This window comes from Mycobacterium sp. NPDC049093 (assembly GCF_040704635.1).
In the GTDB taxonomy this organism is placed as follows: Bacteria; Actinomycetota; Actinomycetes; order Mycobacteriales; family Mycobacteriaceae; genus Mycobacterium.
The window spans coordinates 137,124-156,655 of sequence record NZ_JBEZJS010000005.1 but is presented as its reverse complement, the minus strand read 5'-3'; the positions used below and the strand labels follow the sequence as shown (position 1 = coordinate 156,655).

20 protein-coding genes and 1 riboswitch are annotated in these 19,532 nt (G+C 67.4%); of the genes, 8 read left to right on the top strand and 12 right to left on the bottom strand.

The features are described 5' to 3' along the window. Window positions 1-9 precede the first annotated feature (9 nt). From AB0876_RS20995 to thiC, 4 genes are all read right to left on the bottom strand, one after another. Window positions 10-564, bottom strand: coding sequence for a septum formation family protein (locus tag AB0876_RS20995; protein WP_491840290.1), 555 nt, complete (start codon window positions 562-564; stop codon window positions 10-12). Then, window positions 561-1,187, bottom strand: a complete 627-nt coding sequence (locus AB0876_RS20990; protein ID WP_491840291.1) for an alpha/beta hydrolase family protein — start codon at window positions 1,185-1,187, stop codon at window positions 561-563. The genes AB0876_RS20995 and AB0876_RS20990 overlap by 4 nt, the downstream gene beginning before the upstream one ends. Further along, window positions 1,184-2,017 carry a bifunctional hydroxymethylpyrimidine kinase/phosphomethylpyrimidine kinase gene (thiD, locus tag AB0876_RS20985; protein ID WP_491840292.1) on the bottom strand — a complete coding sequence of 278 codons (834 nt, stop codon included), beginning with the start codon at window positions 2,015-2,017 and terminating at the stop codon, window positions 1,184-1,186. Before thiD ends, AB0876_RS20990 begins: the two co-directional genes overlap by 4 nt. A 7-nt stretch (window positions 2,018-2,024) precedes the next feature. Continuing rightward, on the bottom strand, window positions 2,025-3,662 hold the full coding sequence (thiC, locus tag AB0876_RS20980; RefSeq protein WP_526042858.1) for a phosphomethylpyrimidine synthase ThiC: 1,638 nt from the start codon (window positions 3,660-3,662) through the stop codon (window positions 2,025-2,027). Then, a riboswitch (TPP riboswitch) is annotated at window positions 3,652-3,761 on the bottom strand. Its footprint overlaps the gene before it by 11 nt. A gap of 513 nt (window positions 3,762-4,274) precedes the next feature. Between thiC and AB0876_RS20975 the strand changes: the two genes are divergently transcribed. From AB0876_RS20975 to AB0876_RS20960, 4 genes are all read left to right on the top strand, one after another. Further along, complete coding sequence (locus AB0876_RS20975; protein WP_491840294.1) at window positions 4,275-6,032, top strand: MFS transporter; 1,758 nt, start codon at window positions 4,275-4,277, stop codon at window positions 6,030-6,032. 73 nt (window positions 6,033-6,105) lie between these two features. Next, on the top strand, window positions 6,106-6,984 hold the full coding sequence (locus tag AB0876_RS20970) for an LppU/SCO3897 family protein (protein ID WP_526042857.1): 879 nt from the start codon (window positions 6,106-6,108) through the stop codon (window positions 6,982-6,984). 22 nt (window positions 6,985-7,006) lie between these two features. Further along, the gene (locus AB0876_RS20965; RefSeq protein WP_526042856.1) at window positions 7,007-7,648 is read left to right on the top strand and encodes a methyltransferase domain-containing protein; all 642 of its coding nucleotides are present in this window, start codon (window positions 7,007-7,009) and stop codon (window positions 7,646-7,648) included. Beyond that, entirely contained in the window at window positions 7,645-8,382 is a 738-nt protein-coding gene (locus AB0876_RS20960; protein WP_526042855.1) for an LOG family protein, read from the top strand. Before AB0876_RS20965 ends, AB0876_RS20960 begins: the two co-directional genes overlap by 4 nt. Here AB0876_RS20960 and AB0876_RS20955 read toward each other — a convergent pair. The 8 genes from AB0876_RS20955 to AB0876_RS20920 are packed head-to-tail and all read right to left on the bottom strand — an operon-like array spanning window position 8,363 to window position 16,742. Next, on the bottom strand, window positions 8,363-9,676 hold the full coding sequence (locus AB0876_RS20955; protein ID WP_526042854.1) for a phenylacetate--CoA ligase family protein: 1,314 nt from the start codon (window positions 9,674-9,676) through the stop codon (window positions 8,363-8,365). The two genes, AB0876_RS20960 and AB0876_RS20955, sit on opposite strands and share 20 nt — an antisense overlap. Continuing rightward, window positions 9,669-10,283 carry a hypothetical protein gene (locus AB0876_RS20950; RefSeq protein ID WP_491840299.1) on the bottom strand — a complete coding sequence of 205 codons (615 nt, stop codon included), beginning with the start codon at window positions 10,281-10,283 and terminating at the stop codon, window positions 9,669-9,671. Before AB0876_RS20950 ends, AB0876_RS20955 begins: the two co-directional genes overlap by 8 nt. After that, window positions 10,276-12,138 carry a hypothetical protein gene (locus tag AB0876_RS20945; RefSeq protein ID WP_526042853.1) on the bottom strand — a complete coding sequence of 621 codons (1,863 nt, stop codon included), beginning with the start codon at window positions 12,136-12,138 and terminating at the stop codon, window positions 10,276-10,278. Before AB0876_RS20945 ends, AB0876_RS20950 begins: the two co-directional genes overlap by 8 nt. Next, complete coding sequence (locus AB0876_RS20940) at window positions 12,135-12,749, bottom strand: hypothetical protein (RefSeq protein ID WP_526042852.1); 615 nt, start codon at window positions 12,747-12,749, stop codon at window positions 12,135-12,137. The genes AB0876_RS20945 and AB0876_RS20940 overlap by 4 nt, the downstream gene beginning before the upstream one ends. Then, entirely contained in the window at window positions 12,746-14,314 is a 1,569-nt protein-coding gene (locus AB0876_RS20935) for an ATP-binding protein (RefSeq protein WP_526042851.1), read from the bottom strand. The genes AB0876_RS20940 and AB0876_RS20935 overlap by 4 nt, the downstream gene beginning before the upstream one ends. A gap of 52 nt (window positions 14,315-14,366) precedes the next feature. Further along, window positions 14,367-15,188, bottom strand: a complete 822-nt coding sequence (locus AB0876_RS20930; RefSeq protein ID WP_526042850.1) for an exodeoxyribonuclease III — start codon at window positions 15,186-15,188, stop codon at window positions 14,367-14,369. 31 nt (window positions 15,189-15,219) lie between these two features. Then, a complete protein-coding gene (locus AB0876_RS20925; protein WP_526042849.1) occupies window positions 15,220-16,149 on the bottom strand; it encodes an N-acetylglutamate synthase, CG3035 family in 930 nt (309 codons plus the stop codon). Then, entirely contained in the window at window positions 16,149-16,742 is a 594-nt protein-coding gene (locus tag AB0876_RS20920) for a peptide deformylase (protein ID WP_491840305.1), read from the bottom strand. Before AB0876_RS20920 ends, AB0876_RS20925 begins: the two co-directional genes overlap by 1 nt. Before the next feature lie 138 nt (window positions 16,743-16,880). On the opposite strand from AB0876_RS20920, the gene napA reads away from it, so the two are divergent. The 4 genes from napA to AB0876_RS20900 are packed head-to-tail and all read left to right on the top strand — an operon-like array spanning window position 16,881 to window position 19,531. After that, window positions 16,881-17,192, top strand: coding sequence for a nucleoid-associated protein NapA (gene napA / locus AB0876_RS20915; protein ID WP_054601151.1), 312 nt, complete (start codon window positions 16,881-16,883; stop codon window positions 17,190-17,192). A gap of 48 nt (window positions 17,193-17,240) precedes the next feature. Next, entirely contained in the window at window positions 17,241-17,711 is a 471-nt protein-coding gene (locus tag AB0876_RS20910) for a LytR C-terminal domain-containing protein (RefSeq protein ID WP_491840306.1), read from the top strand. 10 nt (window positions 17,712-17,721) lie between these two features. Further along, window positions 17,722-18,420, top strand: a complete 699-nt coding sequence (sodC, locus tag AB0876_RS20905; RefSeq protein ID WP_491840307.1) for a superoxide dismutase[Cu-Zn] — start codon at window positions 17,722-17,724, stop codon at window positions 18,418-18,420. Next, window positions 18,401-19,531, top strand: coding sequence for a glutamate--cysteine ligase (locus tag AB0876_RS20900; RefSeq protein WP_491840308.1), 1,131 nt, complete (start codon window positions 18,401-18,403; stop codon window positions 19,529-19,531). The genes sodC and AB0876_RS20900 overlap by 20 nt, the downstream gene beginning before the upstream one ends. Window position 19,532: the final 1 nt, after the last annotated feature.

Here is a 19,532-nt window from a genome sequence, read left to right as displayed (position 1 = left end):
AGTAGCGCGTTACCCTATTTTGCCGGTGCGGGAGTTTTTGCTGGTGGCGATGCACGTCACGCTACGGTCCCCGCGTTGCCAGGAGTCGGCCGTCGGGTACAGGACGAACAGCTGGACCCCGGATTCCGAGTTGGCCTCGGGGGCGTATTCGGCCAGTGCCGGGGCGCACTTGTCGGCGTACTTCACGACTGCGGCGTCGCCCGGGAAATCTCCGTCGGGCAGCGGCAGCACCGCGAACACCTCGCCCTTGTGCGGCTGATCGCAGCCCACCGACTTGACGTACAACACCCGGCTGCTGTCGGGGATGTCGGCCAGACAATCGCCCGACCGAACCTGGCTGGCCTCGGTGGCGCCCCGGTCCCGAGCCAGATAGAACACCGCGCCGGCCGCCACCACGAGCGCGACCAGCACCACGACACCCAGCAGCACCCATTTGAGCGCAGGGGATTTCTTCGGCGTCGCCGAGAACTGGTCGGGGCCGGTGGAATACGGCTGCGGCGGCGGTGGCGGGTAGTTGTGGCCCTGCGGTCCGGGGCGACCAGTGGGGCCGGGCGGGTAGGTCATGGCTCGACGATATCGAGTGCCCGCAGCGCCGCATCCACCGCGAGGGCGGGCACGTCCAGGCGCTTGGATCCGAGGTCGTGGCGGGCGCCCTCGATGACTACGAGCTCGGTCGGTCCGCTTACGAGGCCCGCGGCGGCGGTGAGCTCCTCGATGGTGCCGAACGGATCGGACGTGCCGTGGGTGAACACCGTGGGCACCGTGATGTCGGGCAGATGCTCGGTGCGCGCGCGTTCCGGCTTACCCGGCGGATGCAGCGGGTAGGAAAAGAGCGTCAGCACGTCCGGACCTGCCCCGTTCGCCGCGACCATCGACGTCATCCGCCCGCCGTAGGAATGCCCGCCGGCGATCACCGGGCCATCGGTCAGACTGCGGGCCAGTGCGATCGCCTCCGCGATGCCCTCCTGATCGCCTGCCGCCGATCCCGACGGCGGTCCCTTTGGCCTGCGGCGGCGGTAGGGCAGGTTGTAGCGCACGGCCAGCCAGCCCCGCGACGCCCATTCGTCGCAGACCTTGACCAGCATCGCCGAATCCCGGTTGCCCCCGGCACCATGCGTGAGCACCACGACGCCCGTCGGGGTTGCCTCGGGTTCGTGAGCGACGCCGGCGATCGCGTCGAGGTTCACGGCTGCAACCGGAACAAGGCATTCACCGGGCCGTGGCCGTGGCCCAGCGGATAGTTGGCCCGAATACATTCGGTCACCCAGGCCTTGCCGAACTCCACTGCCTGCGGAACCGAATAGCCATGTGCCAGAGCGCAAGCCGTCGCCGCAGCCAAGGTGTCGCCGGCCCCGTGATCGTTGCCGGTATCGATCCGCGGCGCCGCGAATTCGTGGAATTCCGTGCCGTCGAACAGCAGATCCGGGCTGGCCGACGACGAGCGCAGGTGCCCGCCCTTGACCAGTGCCCACCGCGGACCGAGCGCGTGTAGTGCGCGAGCCGCGTCACGCTGCGAGGCCTCGTCGACGACCTCGATGTCGACGAGCAACCGGACCTCGTCGAGGTTCGGGGTGACCAGCGTGGCCAGCGGGAACAGCTCGGTGCGCAGTGCGTCGAGGGCGCTGTGGTGCAACAGCGGATCACCGTGCATCGAGGCGCACACCGGGTCGACGACCAGGGGCACTGCTCCCAGCCCCTCTGCCCGCCAGGTCTCGGCGATGGTGGTGATGATCTCCGACGACGCCAACATGCCGGTCTTGGCGGCCTGGATCCCGATATCAGTGACGACCGCCCGCATCTGGTCCGAAACTATGTCGAGCGGCACCTCGTGAAAACCTTTGACGCCCACCGAGTTCTGCACCGTCACAGCCGTCAGCGCGACACAGCCATGCAGGCCGAGCATGGCGAAGGTCCGCATGTCGGCCTGGATCCCGGCACCACCGCCGGAATCGGACCCGGCGATGGTCATCACCCGCAGCGGGGTCTCACCCGCAGGGGTCAACGGCAAGAAGTTCACTTGAGCCTCACGTGGTCAAGGGTAGATAGACGCGGTTGCCGTGGTCGGCGAACTCCTGCGATTTCTCCGCCATGCCGCGCTCGATATCCTCCGGGGCCACCCCGTCCGGGTAGGCATCGCGGATGTCCTGCGTGATGCGCATCGAGCAGAACTTGGGGCCACACATCGAGCAGAAGTGCGCGGTCTTGGCCGGTTCGGCGGGCAGTGTCTCGTCGTGGAACTCGCGCGCGGTGTCGGGATCCAGCGACAACGCGAACTGGTCGTGCCAGCGGAACTCGAAGCGCGCCTTGGAGAGTGCGTCGTCGCGCTGCTGGGCGCGGGGGTGTCCCTTGGCGAGGTCGCCGGCGTGCGCCGCGATCTTGTAGGCGATGACGCCGTCCTTGACGTCCTTGCGGTCCGGGAGGCCCAGGTGCTCCTTGGGGGTGACGTAACACAGCATCGCGGTACCCGCCTGAGCGATGATGGCCGCGCCGATCGCCGAGGTGATGTGGTCATAGGCCGGAGCGATATCGGTGGCCAGCGGGCCGAGTGTGTAGAACGGCGCTTCCTCGCACCACTCCTCTTCGAGTCGCACGTTCTCGACGATCTTGTGCATGGGAACGTGGCCCGGCCCCTCGATCATCACCTGCACGCCATGGGATTTCGCGATCTTGGTGAGCTCGCCCAGCGTGCGCAGCTCGGCGAACTGGGCCTCGTCGTTGGCGTCGGCGATCGACCCGGGTCGCAGCCCGTCGCCCAGCGAGAACGTCACGTCGTAGCGGGCCAGGATCTCGCACAGTTCCTCGAAGCGGGTGTACAGGAACGACTCGGTGTGGTGCGCCAGGCACCAGGCCGCCATGATCGACCCGCCCCGGGACACGATGCCAGTGACGCGCTTGACCGTCAGCGGGATGTAGCGCAACAGCACGCCGGCATGCACGGTCATGTAGTCGACGCCCTGCTCGCACTGCTCGATCACGGTGTCGCGGTACATCTCCCACGTCAACTTGGTCGGGTCCCCGTTGACCTTCTCCAGCGCCTGGTAGATCGGCACGGTCCCGACCGGAACCGGGGAATTACGCAGGATCCACTCCCGCGTCTGGTGGATGTCCTTGCCGGTCGACAGGTCCATGATCGTGTCGGCACCCCACCGGGTGGCCCACACCATCTTGTCGACCTCCTCGCCGATCGAGGACGTGACGGCCGAATTACCGATATTGGCATTGACTTTCACGCCGAACGCCTTGCCGATGATCATCGGCTCGGCCTCGGGGTGGTTGTGGTTGGCCGGGATGACCGCCCGGCCCCGAGCTACCTCGTCACGCACCAGCTCTGGTGAAACGCCTTCGCGTTCAGCGATATACGCCATCTCGGCAGTGATCTCGCCGGCGCGGGCCCGCTGCAACTGGGTGCCGCGGTCTTTGTGTATCCCGGGCCGTGACGGCAGGCCGGAGTTCAGGTCGATCACCGCGCCGTCGTCGGTGTACGGGCCCGAGGTGTCGTACAGGTCCAGATGGTCCCCGTTGGTCAGGTTCACCCGGCGAAACGGCACACGCATCGTCGTGTCGTCATGATTGATCTCGCGATAGACCTTGGTGCTTCCGGTGATCGGACCGGTGGTCACTGATGCGTCGACAGTGCCGTCAACAAAAACGCTACTACTCATTTTCATCTCCCTACGCCGGCATTACCCGGTCAGGTTCTTACGGTCGACGGGCGTACCCGTCCTCTCAGTGCGCTCGTGCGCACTCCCGCGTGTGTGGTTTGCAGGGCCCAACCTAGCGCAGATGTACTCCGCTGGGTAGTAACGGTCATGTTTGGTGTGGGCAGGCCTTCGCGGCACTTACGCCGCGGATTGCAGTCACCAGGTGGCTGCAACCCGACACTTAGAGCATGTCTAATGAATGTGAATAGTGTTGCGGCACAAAGGGAGCCCTGACTTGGAGCGGAGAATCTACCGGGTCTCGGAACTGTCTAGGCCAGGGCTGCTATTTGCGGGCGTACAGCTGCGCCCGTGTCGAGTCGCGCAAATAGGGCCTGTCGGGCGTTCACGGAGCCATCGCCGGCCCACGGTTTCTGTGGGGTTCGAGCTGCGTTGGGAAATGCCGCCGTTTTCGACTCCAGGGTTGGCCGATCGCGTGGTTTGGCGACCCTCGGGTCGAAAACGGCGAGATTCGAGGCCCGCTCAGATTGCCCACACATGATTTGTATAGCTAATATATGTGTTTTACACGTATTGGGCCCAGCGCCCCTCGATTGCCACTAGAGCGAAGACGGAATGACGACTGAGATGACGAACGCGGCCGGAGGCGTCGACGCCGCCGAGGCCGAGACCGCCGACCGGCGCAAACGGATGGATCACGACCACCCCTTCTACAAGTGGGTGGTGCTGTCCAACACGACGTTGGGCATCTTGCTGGCCTCCATCAACGCCTCGATCGTGTTGATCTCGCTGCCGGCGATCTTCCGCGGCATCGGGTTGAACCCGCTCGCCCCCGGCAACGTCAGCTACCTGCTGTGGATGCTGATGGGCTACCTGGTGGTGACCGCGGTGCTCGTCGTGCCGTTCGGGCGTCTCGGCGACATGTACGGCCGGGTGCGCATCTACAACCTCGGTTTCGTGGTCTTCACCGTGGCCGCGATCGCGCTGTCCTTCGACCCCTTCCAGCTCGGTGGCGGTGCGGTGTGGCTGATCGCTTGGCGCGTAGTGCAGGGTGTCGGCGGCGCCATGCTGATGGCGTCGTCGTCGGCCATCCTCACGGATGCCTTCCCCGCCAACCAGCGCGGCATGGCACTGGGCACCAACATGGTGGCCGCCGTCGCCGGGTCATTCCTCGGACTGCTGATCGGTGGCTTCCTGTCCGAATGGCACTGGAAGGCCGTGTTCTGGGTGGGTGTGCCGATCGGGATCCTCGGCACGATCTGGAGTTACCGCTCGCTCAAGGAACTCGGTGTCCGCACCGCCGGGCGGCTCGACTGGGCCGGCACGCTGACCTTCGGGCTGGGCCTGACGGTCCTGTTGATCGGCATCACCTACGGCATCCAGCCCTACGGCGACTCGACCACCGGTTGGACCAGCCCGTGGGTGCTGGGCTCCATCGCGATCGGCCTGCTGCTGCTCGTGGCGTTCTGCACCGTCGAGTTGAAGGTGTCGTCACCGATGGTCGACATCCGACTGTTCAAATCGGCGGCGTTCGGTATGGGCAACCTCGCCGGGCTGATGTCCTCGGTCGGACGCGGCGGGCTGCAGTTCATGCTCATCATCTGGCTGCAGGGCATCTGGTTGCCGCTGCACGGCTACAGCTTCGAATCCACCCCGCTGTGGGCCGGCATCTACCTGCTGCCGGTCACCGTCGGGTTCCTGGTCGCCGCGCCGATCGCCGGGTCGCTCTCCGACCGCATCGGTGCGCGGCCGCTGACCGTCGGCGGCATGCTGCTGATGGCGGCCACCTTCGTGGCGCTCCTGATGATCCCGGTCAACTTCGACTACTGGGTGTTCGCGATCCTGGTGTTCCTCAACGGCCTCGGCGGCGGCATCTTCACGGCCCCCAACACCGCGGCCATCATGTCGAGCGTGCCGGCCGGTCAGCGTGGGGCGGCCTCCGGCGTGCGGTCCACGTTCTTCAACGCGGGCAACTCGCTGTCGATCGGCATCTTCTTCTCCCTGATGATCGTCGGGCTGGCCAACACGCTGCCGGCGGCGTTGACCAGCGGACTGACCCAGCAGGGTGTCTCGGCCTCGGTGGCCAACGACGTGGCGAACCTGCCCCCGGTCGGCAGCCTCTTCGCGGCCTTCCTCGGCTACAACCCGATGGCCGAGTTGCTCGCGCCGTACGACGCGCTGCACCAGCCGGGAGTGAACGCGGACGTCATCACGGGCCAGACGTTCTTCCCGCAGCTGATCACCGAGCCCTTCCACTCCGGTCTGACGGTGGTGTTCACCGCCGCGGCCGTGATGATGGTGATCGGTGCGGTGGCGTCGATGTTCAGCGCGGGCCGCTATGGGACGGAGGCGGGAGCCGACAACGAGGCCTGAGCGGCCGGCGACGGGGCACTGAGCAGCCGGTCAGCAAACCGATTTCCGGTCGCCTCGTGGGATACTCGCCGCCATGGTCGTTCAGACACTGGCCGCCGCCGGAAGCGCTGCAGAATCCGCGGGCTACGTCATCGGCACGCTGTTCATACCGGGGTTGGGGCTGCTCCTGCTCATCCTCGGCCTGGTTCGGCGTTCGTCGTCTAAGTCGAAGCCGAGCGGCCAGCCCGGATACCCGCCGAGCTATCCGCAGCCCGGGTACCCCCAGAGTTACTCGCAGGGTTACCAGCAGCCGGGTTATCCGCCGACCTATCCGCAGCAGGGGTACCCGCAGGAGGGTTACCAGCCCGGCTATCCGCAGCAGCCCGGGTATCCGCCGGTCCCGCCACAGCCATACGGCGCGCCACCGAGGAAGTCGGGCACGGCGATGATCGTGATCGGTGCAATTCTGCTCGTGCTCGGCCTGTTGGGGTTGGCCGGGCGGATGGCGTCACGCGCGGCGGAGTCGAGCTCGAGCTCAGGTTCCGGGGCCTCGAGCTCGGGCGGCTCTGGTGGCCTGGCGGTGGGAGATTGCATCACCGGCGACCAGTACGACAAGGCAGATATGAACCTCACCGCGGTCAGCTGCAGCGGCGCGGAGGCGATCTACGAGTTGGCGTCGAAAGGTGGCGGATCCGCGCCATGCCCGGACGGCAAACGGGACGACTCGAACTACGCCGTGCTCGTCAACGAGTCCATCACCTACTGCTTCATCTTGAACGTCGAGGAGGGTGATTGCTTCGACGTCAGCGAGGCGAGCAAGCGCGTCACTCCAGTGGAATGTTCCGACCCAGACGCAGTCACAAAAGTCGTAAAGCGGATCGACGGATCAACAGACACCGCCGTATGTGGTTCTGGCGCGACGACGGTGACCTTCCCCAGGCCGGCAAGGGTCTACTGCGTGGAGGCGCCGTAGTAGCCCACCTACACTCGGGCTCGTGACCACCACACAGCGCCGCGGATTCAACGACGCCATCACGCGCTTCTGGAGTTTTGCCGCACCGGCCTACGACCAGGGCTGCCTCCAGCGGTGGGTGTACCGGCCCGCCCAGGACGAGGTGATCGCCCAACTGCAGGAGCGCGGGGCCCGTGCGATTGCCGACATCGCCTGCGGTACCGGCATCCTGGCCGACCGCATCCAGCGTGAACTACTCCCCGACGAGGTCTACGGCCTGGACATGTCCGACGGCATGCTCGCCCAGGCGCGCAAGCGGTCCGATCAGGTGCGGTGGAAGTCGGCCCCGGCCGAGGAACTGCCCTTCCAGGACGGCTTCCTGGACGCGGTGGTGACCACCTCGGCATTTCATTTCTTCGACCAGCCCGCCGCGCTCGCGGAGTTCTACCGGGTGCTGGCGCCGGGGGGAATGGTGGCGGTGACGACGATGAGCCCGCGCCGCACCTTCCTGCCGTTGCATGCGCTGTCGGCTGACTTGGGTGCACCCGCGCACAGTCCCACCGAGCCGGAGATGCGCGCGCTGTTCGTGGCGGCCGGATTCACCGTCGCCGAACAACATCGGGTACGCCGGCCGGTATGGACGCCGATCTCCGACGCCATCACTGTGGGCGTGAAGCCCGCATGACCGAGAACGACGACAGCCAGCCTCAGATCAGCGGTTCGGTGCAACTGCGCCGCGACCGCTGTGCCACCACGACCGCCGATCAGCGGCTGCTGGACCGGCGCGGCCCCACCGACTGGGTGCACACCGATCCGTGGCGGGTGATGCGCATTCAGGGCGAGTTCATCGACGGTTTCGATGCTCTCGCCGAAATGCCGAGGGCTGTCACCGTTTTCGGGTCGGCCCGCACGGAACCGCACTCACCCGAGTACCGGTTGGGCGAGGAACTGGGTATCGCGCTGGTGAGGGCGGGCTACGCGGTGATCACCGGCGGCGGTCCTGGCTCGATGGAGGCGGCCAACCGCGGCGCCAGCGAGTCCGGCGGCTACTCCGTCGGACTCGGTATCGAACTGCCCTTCGAGCAGCGCCTCAACCACTGGGTGGACCTCGGCATCAACTTCCGCTACTTCTTCGTCCGCAAGACCATGTTCGTCAAATATGCCCAGGCCTTCGTGTGCCTGCCGGGCGGATTCGGCACGCTCGACGAACTGTTCGAGGCGTTGACCCTGGTGCAGACCCACAAGGTCACCCAGTTTCCGATCATCCTGCTGGGTGTCGACTACTGGTCGGGTCTGATCGACTGGATCCGGAACACCGTTCTGCCCGGCGGAAAGATCTCAGAATCCGATCTGGCCCTGCTTCATTGCACCGACAGCGTGGCCGAAGCCGTCGAACTCATCACTGCGTCGGCGCGCTAGCCGAGGAATAGCGGCGCGGCTTGCCGGGCCCCAGCTCGGCCAGCGTCGCCACGTGGGTCACCTCGATGGGCTGTCCCAGCAGCAGAACCAGCGCCTCGGCCACCCGGTGCCTGTCACCGGACGCGATCACCGCCGAGACGCGACCCTGCGCATCCTGGTCGACGCGCCACCCGCGGGCACCCGCGGCCTGCAGCTGCTGGGTGAGGTCGACGCACGGCACCGCGATTCCCGAGGCCGACACGAAAACCGTTGCCTCCCTGCCCTCCAGATCGGCAAGAGCGGGCCGGCCGCGATGGGTGACCAGCCGCGCATGGTCACCGGTGCGGTAGCGCACCAGCGGCAGAAACTGGTTCTCGCCGCACGTCACCACGACCTCACCGCCCAGCACCTCGACATGCGCGCGGCGCTCAGCCAGCACGAATGGTCCGCCGTCGTCGCTCACCGCGATGGGTCGGGTCTCGTGCAGGCCGTAGACGTCGAGGACCGGGCAGTCGTAGGCCGCCTCGAGTGCCCGGCGCAACGGCGCCGTCAGTGTCATCGCCCCGGAGATCAGGGCCAGCGGCCGCAATACGGCGGCGAGACCGGGCTCGAGCAGTGCCTCCAACGACGTGGGAGTGCCGCTGATCACCTGCGGATCGGTGTCCCGCAGATACGCATCGCGCTGTGTGGACCCACCTGCCCAGGCGGCCGGATGCAGGTTAAGCCGGGCCATCAACGCCTCATCGAAGCCCGGGATCACCGAGGTATAGGTGAAGGCCTGCCGCTGAAACACCGTCTGCACCAAGGCCACCCGATGGTCCGTCGGCTCCCACTCGGCTCCCACCAGCCCGCGCAGCCAGTGAAATCCGCGAGCCAACTCGTCCGGGTCGTCGGGCATCACCAGGGCGGCGCCGGTACTGCCCGAGCTCGTGCCGTGCAGCATCCGGCTGAGGTCGGCGCCGGGCGGGACGAACGCGGCGATGTCGTCGACCAGGTCTTCACGCCCGATCAGCGGAAAGTCGGTGAGACTGTCCAGCGGACCCGCGTGGCGGCGATAGGCGGGCAAGGTGCGGGCCAGTGTGAGATGTTGCGGCAGCCAATCATCAAGGGGCAGTTGCCGGGTGGCGGCTTGTTGTTCGGCGGGGGTGAGCCGGTGCCCGACCCGGTGGCGCCAGGCCGGTGCGTGCGGGTGCTGTTCCAGGGCTGCCAGCCGCTTCCGCCCGGCCACCGACAGACCGGGCCAGCGCTGCTCATCGGTCAGCGCTACCTGGCCGAACGGAACATAATCCTCCAGCCCCAGCGGATCGTCACTCACTGTTGTACCGTGCCGCAGCTTCTTTCGCCTTGGCGTCGGCCAGGCGGCGTTGTACGGCCATGCGATGTTCGTGATCGGCCAATGCCTGCGCCAATGCGCCTTCGCGTCGCACCGAATCGCGCATCTCGAACAGCGAACGGGCCTGCTGAACGTCCTCTCCGTACGGCAGCAGGCCGTTCCACAGCAGGAAGGTGCGCACCGCCTCGTCGCGGCGGTCCGCATCGCTGAGCCACCGGCCCGGATCGACCAGCGGTGCCACCCGAAATGCCAACGCCAACAACGCCGTCGCAGCCTTACGGTCGTCGAGTGGTGCGGTGAACGGACCGATCATCTCCGCACTGGCGAACAACCACAACCCGATGGCGGCGCCCCGCCGGGACGCCGGAGAGCCCCTCTCGGCGATGCGCTGGGCGGCCGCGGCGCAACCGGTGTGGTTGAACACATCGCACGCCAGCGCCACCACATCGACGGTGTCGGCGAGAAACGGCTGCGGCGTGCTCGCCATCCGCGCCGCAACCTCGTCGACGCCTGCGCCGGGCTTCAGTGTCGACCACACCGCCTGCTCGTCCAATTCCTCGGCGAACCAGTTCGCCAATTGTTCAGCCACGCAGCACCTCCCGCCGGTACCCGGCGATGTGCGCGGCCAGCCTCGCGCACACGGCCGGCGCATCGGACATGTTGTCCAGGTAATCGACGTCGTACCCCGCCTCGGCGGCCGGCCCGGCCACGGAACGGGACCGGTTCTGTACCAGCAGCGTGGCGGTGTCGAGTTGCCGCCGCACCGCCGCCGCCACCCCGGCGTACTCCTCCTGGCCGGCGCCGAACAGCGACATCAAACCGTCGTCGGACAGCACCACCAGGTGGCGCAGTTCATGAGGATCGTGGTCACCGGGTGGATACCGGTGCGCCAGCAGATCGAGGGGAAACACGGTGCCGCCGCTGAAGAACGTCGTCAGCTGGCGCATGATCTCCGACCGGTCCCGGGTGTACACGCTGTCCCCGGCGACCTGGCCCCGGCCCGACCATGACGTGACCCGAACCCGCCCACCGCCTTTGAGTACCGACAGCACCAGGATCATCCCGGCCAGCACGGCAGAGGAACCACGCTGGGGGCTCGGCATCGAGCCGGACGAGTCGATATAGAGATCCAGCGTCACCGCCTCGATGACGGGGGCAGGATCGTCGGGAAGTTGGGTGCGACGACGCGTCGTCACCCCGGGCACCACCACCGGGTTCACCGCGAGGGTCGCCGGCCAGTCCAGCTCTGTGGCATCGTCGCCGAGCTCCCACGTCTCCAACGGCCCGGGGATCCCTTCGTCGGCGACGCCGCGCCCGGATTGCAGCAGCGGGCGGATCCAAGGCCGGGCCTGCGCCTCGTACCAGGCCAGCATCACGGCGTTGGGATCGGACCCATCGAACAAGGCCAAGGTCTCTGCGACACCGTAACTTTGGCCCGGAGACTGGACCGTCGGAGGGGCGCCGACCGCGGCCGCCGCGGGGTGAACCGGCGGCTCGTCGAGTCGTGGGTCGGCCAGCACCTGCGCGAGTTCGGCTGCCGTCGCAGGTGCTCCGCCCTGTTCGGCGCATCCGCCGGCGGGCAGAGCGGCACCGTCGGCGATCATGGACTCCAGCACCAGGTAGGGCACCAGGACCATGCCGAAGGTAAGCGCACCGCCCACCGGGTCCGCCCCGAAGGCCCGGATCGCCTGTGCCACGTACTCGGCGTCGGCGACCGGTTGTACTGGCTGGCTCAGCAATAGTTCGTCCTGGATGGCGCGCACCCGCATGGCGGCTACCCGGTGGGCACGTTCCTTCTCCTGAAGGTCCTCGCGGACCATCGACACGTCGAGCGTGGCCGGGTCGACGTGCTGGCGGGCCCGCACGTCTTCTCGAACTGCCTTCGGTACAGAAGGGGGATCGTTGGGGCACAGCGTGTTCGACGGCAGCGACCACAGCAACTCGTAGGCGCGCATGAGTACCCACCAGGCTGCATTCGACACCGGCTCGCGGGCGGTCAGCGTGCGCCACAACGTGATCATGTCCGGCTCGGTGCCTGGATGCTGCCTGCGCTGCATGCGGACCACCCGGTCGTTGATGAGCAGATCCGACCACAGATTGGACAGATGCCGGGCCGTGCGGGTGACGGGGATGGCGCGCCGCGGGTCGCTCGCCACGATTGCCCGGGCCATCTGTTGCATGAGCTTGAACGACACGATGCGGGTGCTCGGAGACAGCACGTGATGGCCGATCTCATGGGCGAAGACGCTGACCAGGTGATCTTCGGCGCCGTGACGGGCCAGCTCGTCGACGTCGATCGAGATCGACGGCGGAAACGAGAACCAGGCGAATGTCCCGGTCGCACTGTCGCGCACCATGTTCGGCGGATGGAGTTGCACGCCCCACAGGTCGAGTGCGGCCCGCCAGGCCACCAGTTCGGGATCGGTCGGCGCCCGTCCGGTCATGCCGGCCAGATCTCGGCCAGGTACGAGGTCGGGCGCACCACCAGCTGCGCCGTGGCGGGTCCGTCGGTCGGCGGGCCGGGTGCGGCTGCGTCGGAAATGAGGTGGCCGAACACGTCGGCATCGATCTGCCGCTGCTGCGCGCCGACATTCACCGTCCACCTGCCGGTCCCACGCGGGGAGGGATCGGTCGGCGGCTGGTCCCACCTGCCGCCGAGGCCGGTGAAACCGCCGATCCGCGCGATCAATTGACCGGGTGGGCGCAACGGCCAGTAGAACCGGTCGACCGCCTGCCCGTCGGTGAACGGGACGACCGCGTCGACCGGAAGGCCCAGGACCGACGCCGCGAGGTCGACGGGGAGCAGCTGCAGACGGGACAACGCATCGTCGCGGATCCCCAGCACCCCGGCCCGCCAGGCGGCCACCGCCGCGACGTTGAACATCACGTCCCGCGCGGCCGAAATGCCGCGCAGGGCATGGCGGTACCGCTGCGGATCACCGCCGAAGCGGGCCACGTTGTCGGCCGAGATGGCCAGATCGAGACCGGGCACCGCGGGCAGCTCGGCGGGCGTGGGCAGGTCGAGGTTGACCTGGTGGTACGCCCGGGCAATCACCGGCCGCTCTCCAGCCAGTGCAGATAGTTCGAATACCGTTGGTAGAGATACTTCAACGCGACCAGATCGTCGAAATCCCGGCCGTAAATCTTGCCGACGCCGGAGACCGCCAGGATGCGAGCCTCGATCGTGGTGAGGCGCCGCGACACCTCGAGAGCGTCCAAACCGTCGAGGCCGCGGCCGAACTCGTCGAGCAGCTCGGCCACCGGATCATCGCCGTCGCGCTCCAGTGTGACGAACTCCCGGCATGAGGTGTCGAACAGATCGGTCAGCCAACTCGCCGGATCCGATGCCAGTTCCCGGTCCGCGCCGGTGTCGAAGCGGGGATGGGCCGTGTTCGGTAACAGCTTGCCGCGCAGGGCGAACGGAACCATCGCCCGCACGTCCTCGAGGGTGACGGAGTCGTTGCCCCGGAACCAGGCCAGCGCCTTGGCGTAGAGCACCAGGTTCTGCAGGGAGCGCACCGACACCCCGTTGACGGTCTGCGCGCCGAGATCGATCTGCAGATCGGCGCCCGAGTTGGCGTCGATGATCTGTTCGACCTCAAGACCGGCGGTGGCCACCACGTCCTTGGTCCGGTACTCGAAGCGGCGGCCACCGTGCTGGACGAACTCGAAGTGGCTCACGAAGAACTCCAACCGGCGGCGTACGTCGGTGGGCACCGGAATCGCCCGGATCGCCCGGACCATCTCCGCCTGCTCGGCCGCACCGAACACCAGCTCGGCGGGCACGTTGTCCTCCGGCCGGTCCCCGGCCTCCACCCGGCTCACCAGCTCGTCGAGGAACCGGCTGTTGAAACCGAACGCCTGCACGGTCACGTCGATACGGTCGCGCAGCGCCTGGATCACGGGGAAGGTGCCGCCACCGCCGTCGTCGTTGGCGGTGAAAAACCAGCTCTCCACCCCGTGTTCCGGTGCGGTGACGTGCATCTGGTCGTGGCTTTCCACATAACCCTCGGCGACCATGGTCAGCAGCGCCGACTGGGTCTTGGTCGGAATCCGGTTGTACTCGTCGAGGATCTTGACCGGCGCGGTCAACCAGCTCTTCCAGGCGATGGTGATCTCGGCGAGGCTGCCGGCCTGCACCAGATCACGGGGCAACGGGATCCCGACCAGATCACCCACCGTCAGCTGCGGTTGGCCCTGCTGGACGTGGCGGCGCACGTCGGCGGGGGCGGACCCCGCCAGCACCCCCATGAGGACCGCCAGGGTGGTCTTGCCGCGGCCCGGTCCGCCGATCAGCAGGCAGCGTCCGCCGACGGCGAAAGTCAGCAGCGGGACAAGGACATTGGAGGAGTAGGCAGGTTGCCTGGGCAGGCTCAGGGACGCGCCCGCGTCACCGAGCGAGTAGTTGACGGTCGTGTCCGAGCCGAATTCGACGTCGTAGAACGGGGAGATGACGGCCTTGTTGATCAGCCAGAAGTAGGCGCGGCGCAGCTTCTCGTCGAGAGTGACCGTCGGCTCCGGCGGTGGCGTGAACAGATCGGCGGCGGTGAGGCCGGCGGCCGGCGCGTGGCCCACGGGCAGGGTCGGCGATTTGGATACCGCGCTCCACCTGGTCGTCATCCGGCCCCCTCCCGTCGCGCCAATGCTAACCGTCCCGCCCTGGCAGAGAGGGTCAGCCGAGCTCGACCACGACCGGGGCATGGTCGCTGGGCGCTGTGGTGCCCTTCTTGGGGCGGCGTTCGTCCTTCACGATCTCGGCGCCGGTGACCCGCGAGGCCAGACCGGGGGAGCCGAGGATGAAGTCGATGCGCATGCCGCGGCGCTTCTGGAACGCCAGCTGGGTGTAGTCCCAGTAGGTGTAGATCCCCGGCCCTTCGGTGAAAGGTCGCACCACGTCGGTGAATTGGGCGTCGTGCATGGCCTGGAAAGCGGCTCGCTCGGGCTCGGACACATGGGTGCGGCCGTCAAAGACAGCCATGTCCCAGACGTCCTCGTCCTTGGGGGCGATGTTCCAGTCGCCGACCAGCGCGATGGGCTTCTCCGGATCGTCCTTCAACCAGCCTGCAGCGGTATCCCGCAGGGCAGCAAGCCAATCCAGCTTGTACGCGTAGTGCGGATCGGCCAGGGTGCGGCCGTTCGGCACATAGAGGCTCCACACCCGCACCCCACCGCAGGTCGCGCCCAACGCGCGGGCCTCGGCGGTGGCCTCCACTGGATCTTTTCCGGGGCTACCGCCCCATACCGGCTGACCCGAGAACCCGATCTCCACGTCATCCAGGCCGACCCGAGACGCGATGGCCACGCCGTTCCACTGGTTGAGCCCGACGTGGGCCACCTCGTAGCCCAAGGCCGCGAACGGCATCATCGGGAACTGCGCGTCGGTGCACTTGGTCTCCTGCATGGCCAGCACGTCGACGTCAGCGCGCTCCAGCCAGTCGACCACGCGGTCCACTCGGGTTCGGATCGAATTGACGTTCCAGGTGGCCAGGCGCATGAAGTAAGAGGGTAGAGGGTTCGGGTCGGCGTCAGCCGAGGACGTCGTCGGCCGCGACGTACCGGGTCTGGTGGTGCAGCCGGAAACCCAGCGAGGTGTACAGCGCGATCGCCGCGTGGTTGTCGACCTCCACCTGGACGTAGGACCGCCGGGCACCTGCCTCGGCACCCCAGGCCGCCAGCGCCGCGCACGCCGACCGGGCGTGGCCCTGCCCGCGTTGGGCAGGGGAGACCCGGACCGACGAGATGCCCAGCCAGGGCGTCCCGTCCGGAGCCGTCGTCACCGCACCCCGGCCCACCGCGCAACCGGGGACCATCGCGAAGGTCAGCTGCCCGTCGACCACGGCCGTCAGGACATCGACGGGGACCTCGCGTTCGTAGATCTCGAGCCACTGTGCGTCCGGTTGCTGCGCCAGCGTGACGTTCGACGGCGAGGGTTGCGCCGGCGTGACATTCGGGGAGGAAGCGGGAGGGGCCGGCAGCTCACGCACCATGACCCGGGCCGGCTTGATGCCAGGGGTGCGAAGCGGCAGGAGTCGCTCGGGCAGGGCCAGCCAGGCCGGCAGGCCACGTTCGCGGTACCAGTCGCGCACCGCGGCGAGATCGGCGATCTGGGCCGACATGTCCAACGGGATCGCCGAATTGGCGCGGCTGGTGACTCCGTGTCCAGCACGCAGCAGCCAACCGCCCAACCATTGCTGCTCGACGCCCGGCCAGGCCAGCGCCGCCGCATGTTCTAGCGCGCGGATCTCCGAGGCCCGCACCGGGGCGTGCGACAGCTCGCGCACGCTGACGATGTCGGCCGGCGCGACGTCGACGAGCTCGCCGTCCTTGGTCCGGATCAGCACCGTCGGCTCGAGCTGCTCCAGGTGCCCGATGACGTCGGTGAGCGGCTTGGCCGACCCGGCGGGCAGCTGGTACCGAAGGCTGACCCGCGACCCGAGCGCGGGTAATGCCGGCATCAGTGCCCGAACGGGTCCGGGACCTCGCCGGGCATCCAGGACAGGCCGGGTACACCCCAGCCGTTGCGCTTGACGGTCTTCTTGGCAGCCCGCGCGTAGCGGCCCACGAGGCGGTCGATGTAGAGGAATCCGTCGAGATGCCCGGTCTCGTGCTGCAGCATCCGGGCAAACAAGTCGGTGCCCTCGAGAGTGACCGGCGAGCCGTCGGCGTCCAGGCCCGTGACCCGTGCCCAGTCGGCCCGGCCGGTCGGGAAATTCTCGCCCGGCACGGACAGGCAGCCTTCCTCGTCATCGTCGGGGTCGGGCATCGTCTCGGGAACCTCGGAGGTTTCCAGCACCGGGTTGATGACGACCCCGCGGCGGCGTGTGACCTGTCCACGGGTCGGGGCGCAGTCGTAGACGAACAACCGCTTGGCCACACCGATCTGGTTGGCGGCCAAGCCAACCCCGTTCGCGGCGTCCATGGTGTCGAACATGGTCTGGATGAGTTCGGGTAGATCCGCGGGCAGCGAGCCGTCCGGGCCGACAGGCACCGGCTCGGTCGGTGTGTGCAGAACGGGATCCCCGACGATGCAAATCGGTGCGACGGCCATGGGGGAAGCTTAAGGTGGCAATCCTTCTCACCCGACTCGCGGGTTTATGTGTCAGCTCAAGCCAGCAAGCCGTGGTTGAATAATCGCCGAACCACAGCGATGTTATTTCTCACGTGTCGGAAGGGTCCAGGGAGCAATATGGACGGCGCCATGGCGCGGGCTGAGCAATCCGGGGACGACTCTGACCTGAGCGATGGGCTCACCCGGCGCGAGCACGATATTTTGGCCTTCGAACGCCAATGGTGGAAGTACGCCGGCAGCAAGGAAGACGCGATCAAAGAGCTCTTCTCGATGTCGGCTACCCGGTATTACCAGGTGCTCAACGCACTGGTGGACCGCCCCGAAGCGCTGGCCGCCGACCCGATGCTGGTCAAGCGGCTACGGCGGCTGCGGGCAAGCCGTCAGAAGGCGCGCGCCGCGCGGCGGCTCGGCTTCGATATCACTACCTAAAGGTCACGCAATGAGGGATCGGGCGGTTCGCTCGATACAGTGGTGGCGATGAATCAGCGAGACTCCTCCGGGCTGCCCCTGCGCGCCATGGTGATGGTGCTGTTGTTCCTCGGGGTCGTGTTCCTGCTGGTCGGTTTCCAGGCGCTCGGCTCCGACGACGACTCAGCGGATCAATCGTCGTCCGTGGCCACCACGACGGCGACGACCACCACAAAGACATCGGCAAAGGCTGCGCCCGCACCCGACGTCAAGGCCGACGTGCGCGTGTACAACATCTCCGACGTTCCTGGTGCGGCCGAAACCGCGGCCAACCAGTTGCGTGAGGCGCACTGGAATGTCACCGAGACCGGCAACCTGACACTGGAAGGTGTTGCCGGCACCACGGTGTTCTTCGGTGAGACCCCCGATGAGAAGGAAGCCGCCGAAAATGCGGGCAAGGTGTTGCATGCGCCCGTCGAACCCCGACGCCCCGAACTTCTCGAGCAACCACCGGGCGTGATCGTGGTCGTCACCGGCTAGGCTTTGGACCATGCTTAAGTCCGTCGGTGTTGCCGTCCTGTTCGCCGCCCCTGTCGTCGCACTGAGCGCCTGCAGCCCTCCCGGTCAGGTCCCGTCCGACACGCCCGGGACCACCCCGGCGATCTGGACCGGATCGCCGTCGCCCTCGGCCGCTCCCGGTGAGCACGGTGCACCGGCCACCAGCGGCGGCGAGACCCTGACCGCGGAACTCAAGACCGCCGACGGCACGTCCGTGGCAACCGCCGACTTCCAGTTCGCCGACGGCTTCGCCACCGTGACCGTCGAGACGACCGCCCCGGGCAAGCTGGCTCCGGGATTCCACGGCCTGCACATCCACTCCGTCGGCAAGTGCGAGGCCAACTCGGTGGCCCCCACCGGCGGTGCACCCGGCGACTTCAACTCGGCCGGCGGCCACTTCCAGGTGTCCGGGCACAGCGGTCATCCCTCCAGCGGTGACCTGAGCTCGCTGCAGGTCCGCGCCGACGGCTCGGGCAAGCTGGTGACCACCACCGACGCATTCACCGCACAGGATCTGCTGGGCGGCGCCAAGACCGCGATCATCATCCACGAGAAGGCGGACAACTTCGCCAACATCCCGCCGGAGAAGTACCAGCAGGTTGTCGGCGGCGCGCCGGGTCCCGATCAGGCGACCATGGCCACCGGCGACGCCGGTAGTCGGGTGGCGTGCGGTGTCATCGGCGCAGGCTGACAGCCGCATCGACTTCGCCGGGTCGCCCCGGCCTACTGTCGGCGTCGAATGGGAGTTCGCTCTCGTCGACGCCGACAGTCGTGATTTGAGCAACGGTGCCGCCGAGGTGATCGCCGAGGTCGGCGAGAGCCCGCACGTGCACAAGGAATTGCTGCGCAACACCATCGAGATCGTCACCGGAATCTGCGAGAACACCGGTGAGGCGATGGACGACCTGCGCGGCACGCTCGGCTCGGTGCGCAAGATCGTGCACGACCGCGGCATGGAGCTGTTCTGCGCAGGCACTCACCCGTTCGCGAAATGGTCGGCGCAACAGCTCACCGACGCGCCGCGATACGCCGAGCTGATCAAACGCACCCAGTGGTGGGGCCGGCAGATGACGATCTGGGGCGTGCACGTGCACGTCGGGATCTCCTCGGCGCACAAGGTGATGCCCATCATCTCCTCACTGCTCAACCAGTACCCGCACCTGCTGGCGCTCTCGGCGTCGTCCCCGTTCTGGGAAGGCGAGGACACCGGATACGCGAGCAACCGCGCGATGATGTTCCAGCAGTTGCCCACCGCCGGCCTGCCGTTCCAGTTCCAGACCTGGTCGGAATTCGAGGGCTTCGTCCACGACCAGAAGAAGACCGGCATCATCGACCACCTCAACGAGATCCGTTGGGACATCAGGCCGTCACCGCATCTCGGCACGATCGAGGTGCGGGTCTTCGACGGAGTGTCCAATGTCCGGGAACTCGGTGCGCTGGTCGCACTGACCCACTGCCTGATCGTCGATCTCGACCGCAGGCTCGACGCGGGCGAGCAGTTGCCGACCATGCCGCCGTGGCATGTGCAGGAGAACAAGTGGCGCGCCGCCCGCTACGGGCTGGACGCGGTGATCATCCTGGATGCCGACAGCAATGAGCGGCTGGTCACCGAAGACCTCGACGAACTGCTGAATCACCTTGAGCCGGTCGCCAAGTCACTGGGGTGCGCTGACGAGCTGGCCTCGGTCACCGACATCTACCACGGCGGCGGCTCGTATCAACGACAGCGTCGCGTGGCCGAGGAGAACGACGGCGACCTGCGCGAAGTCGTCGACGCGCTGGTCGGTGAACTCCAACTGTGAG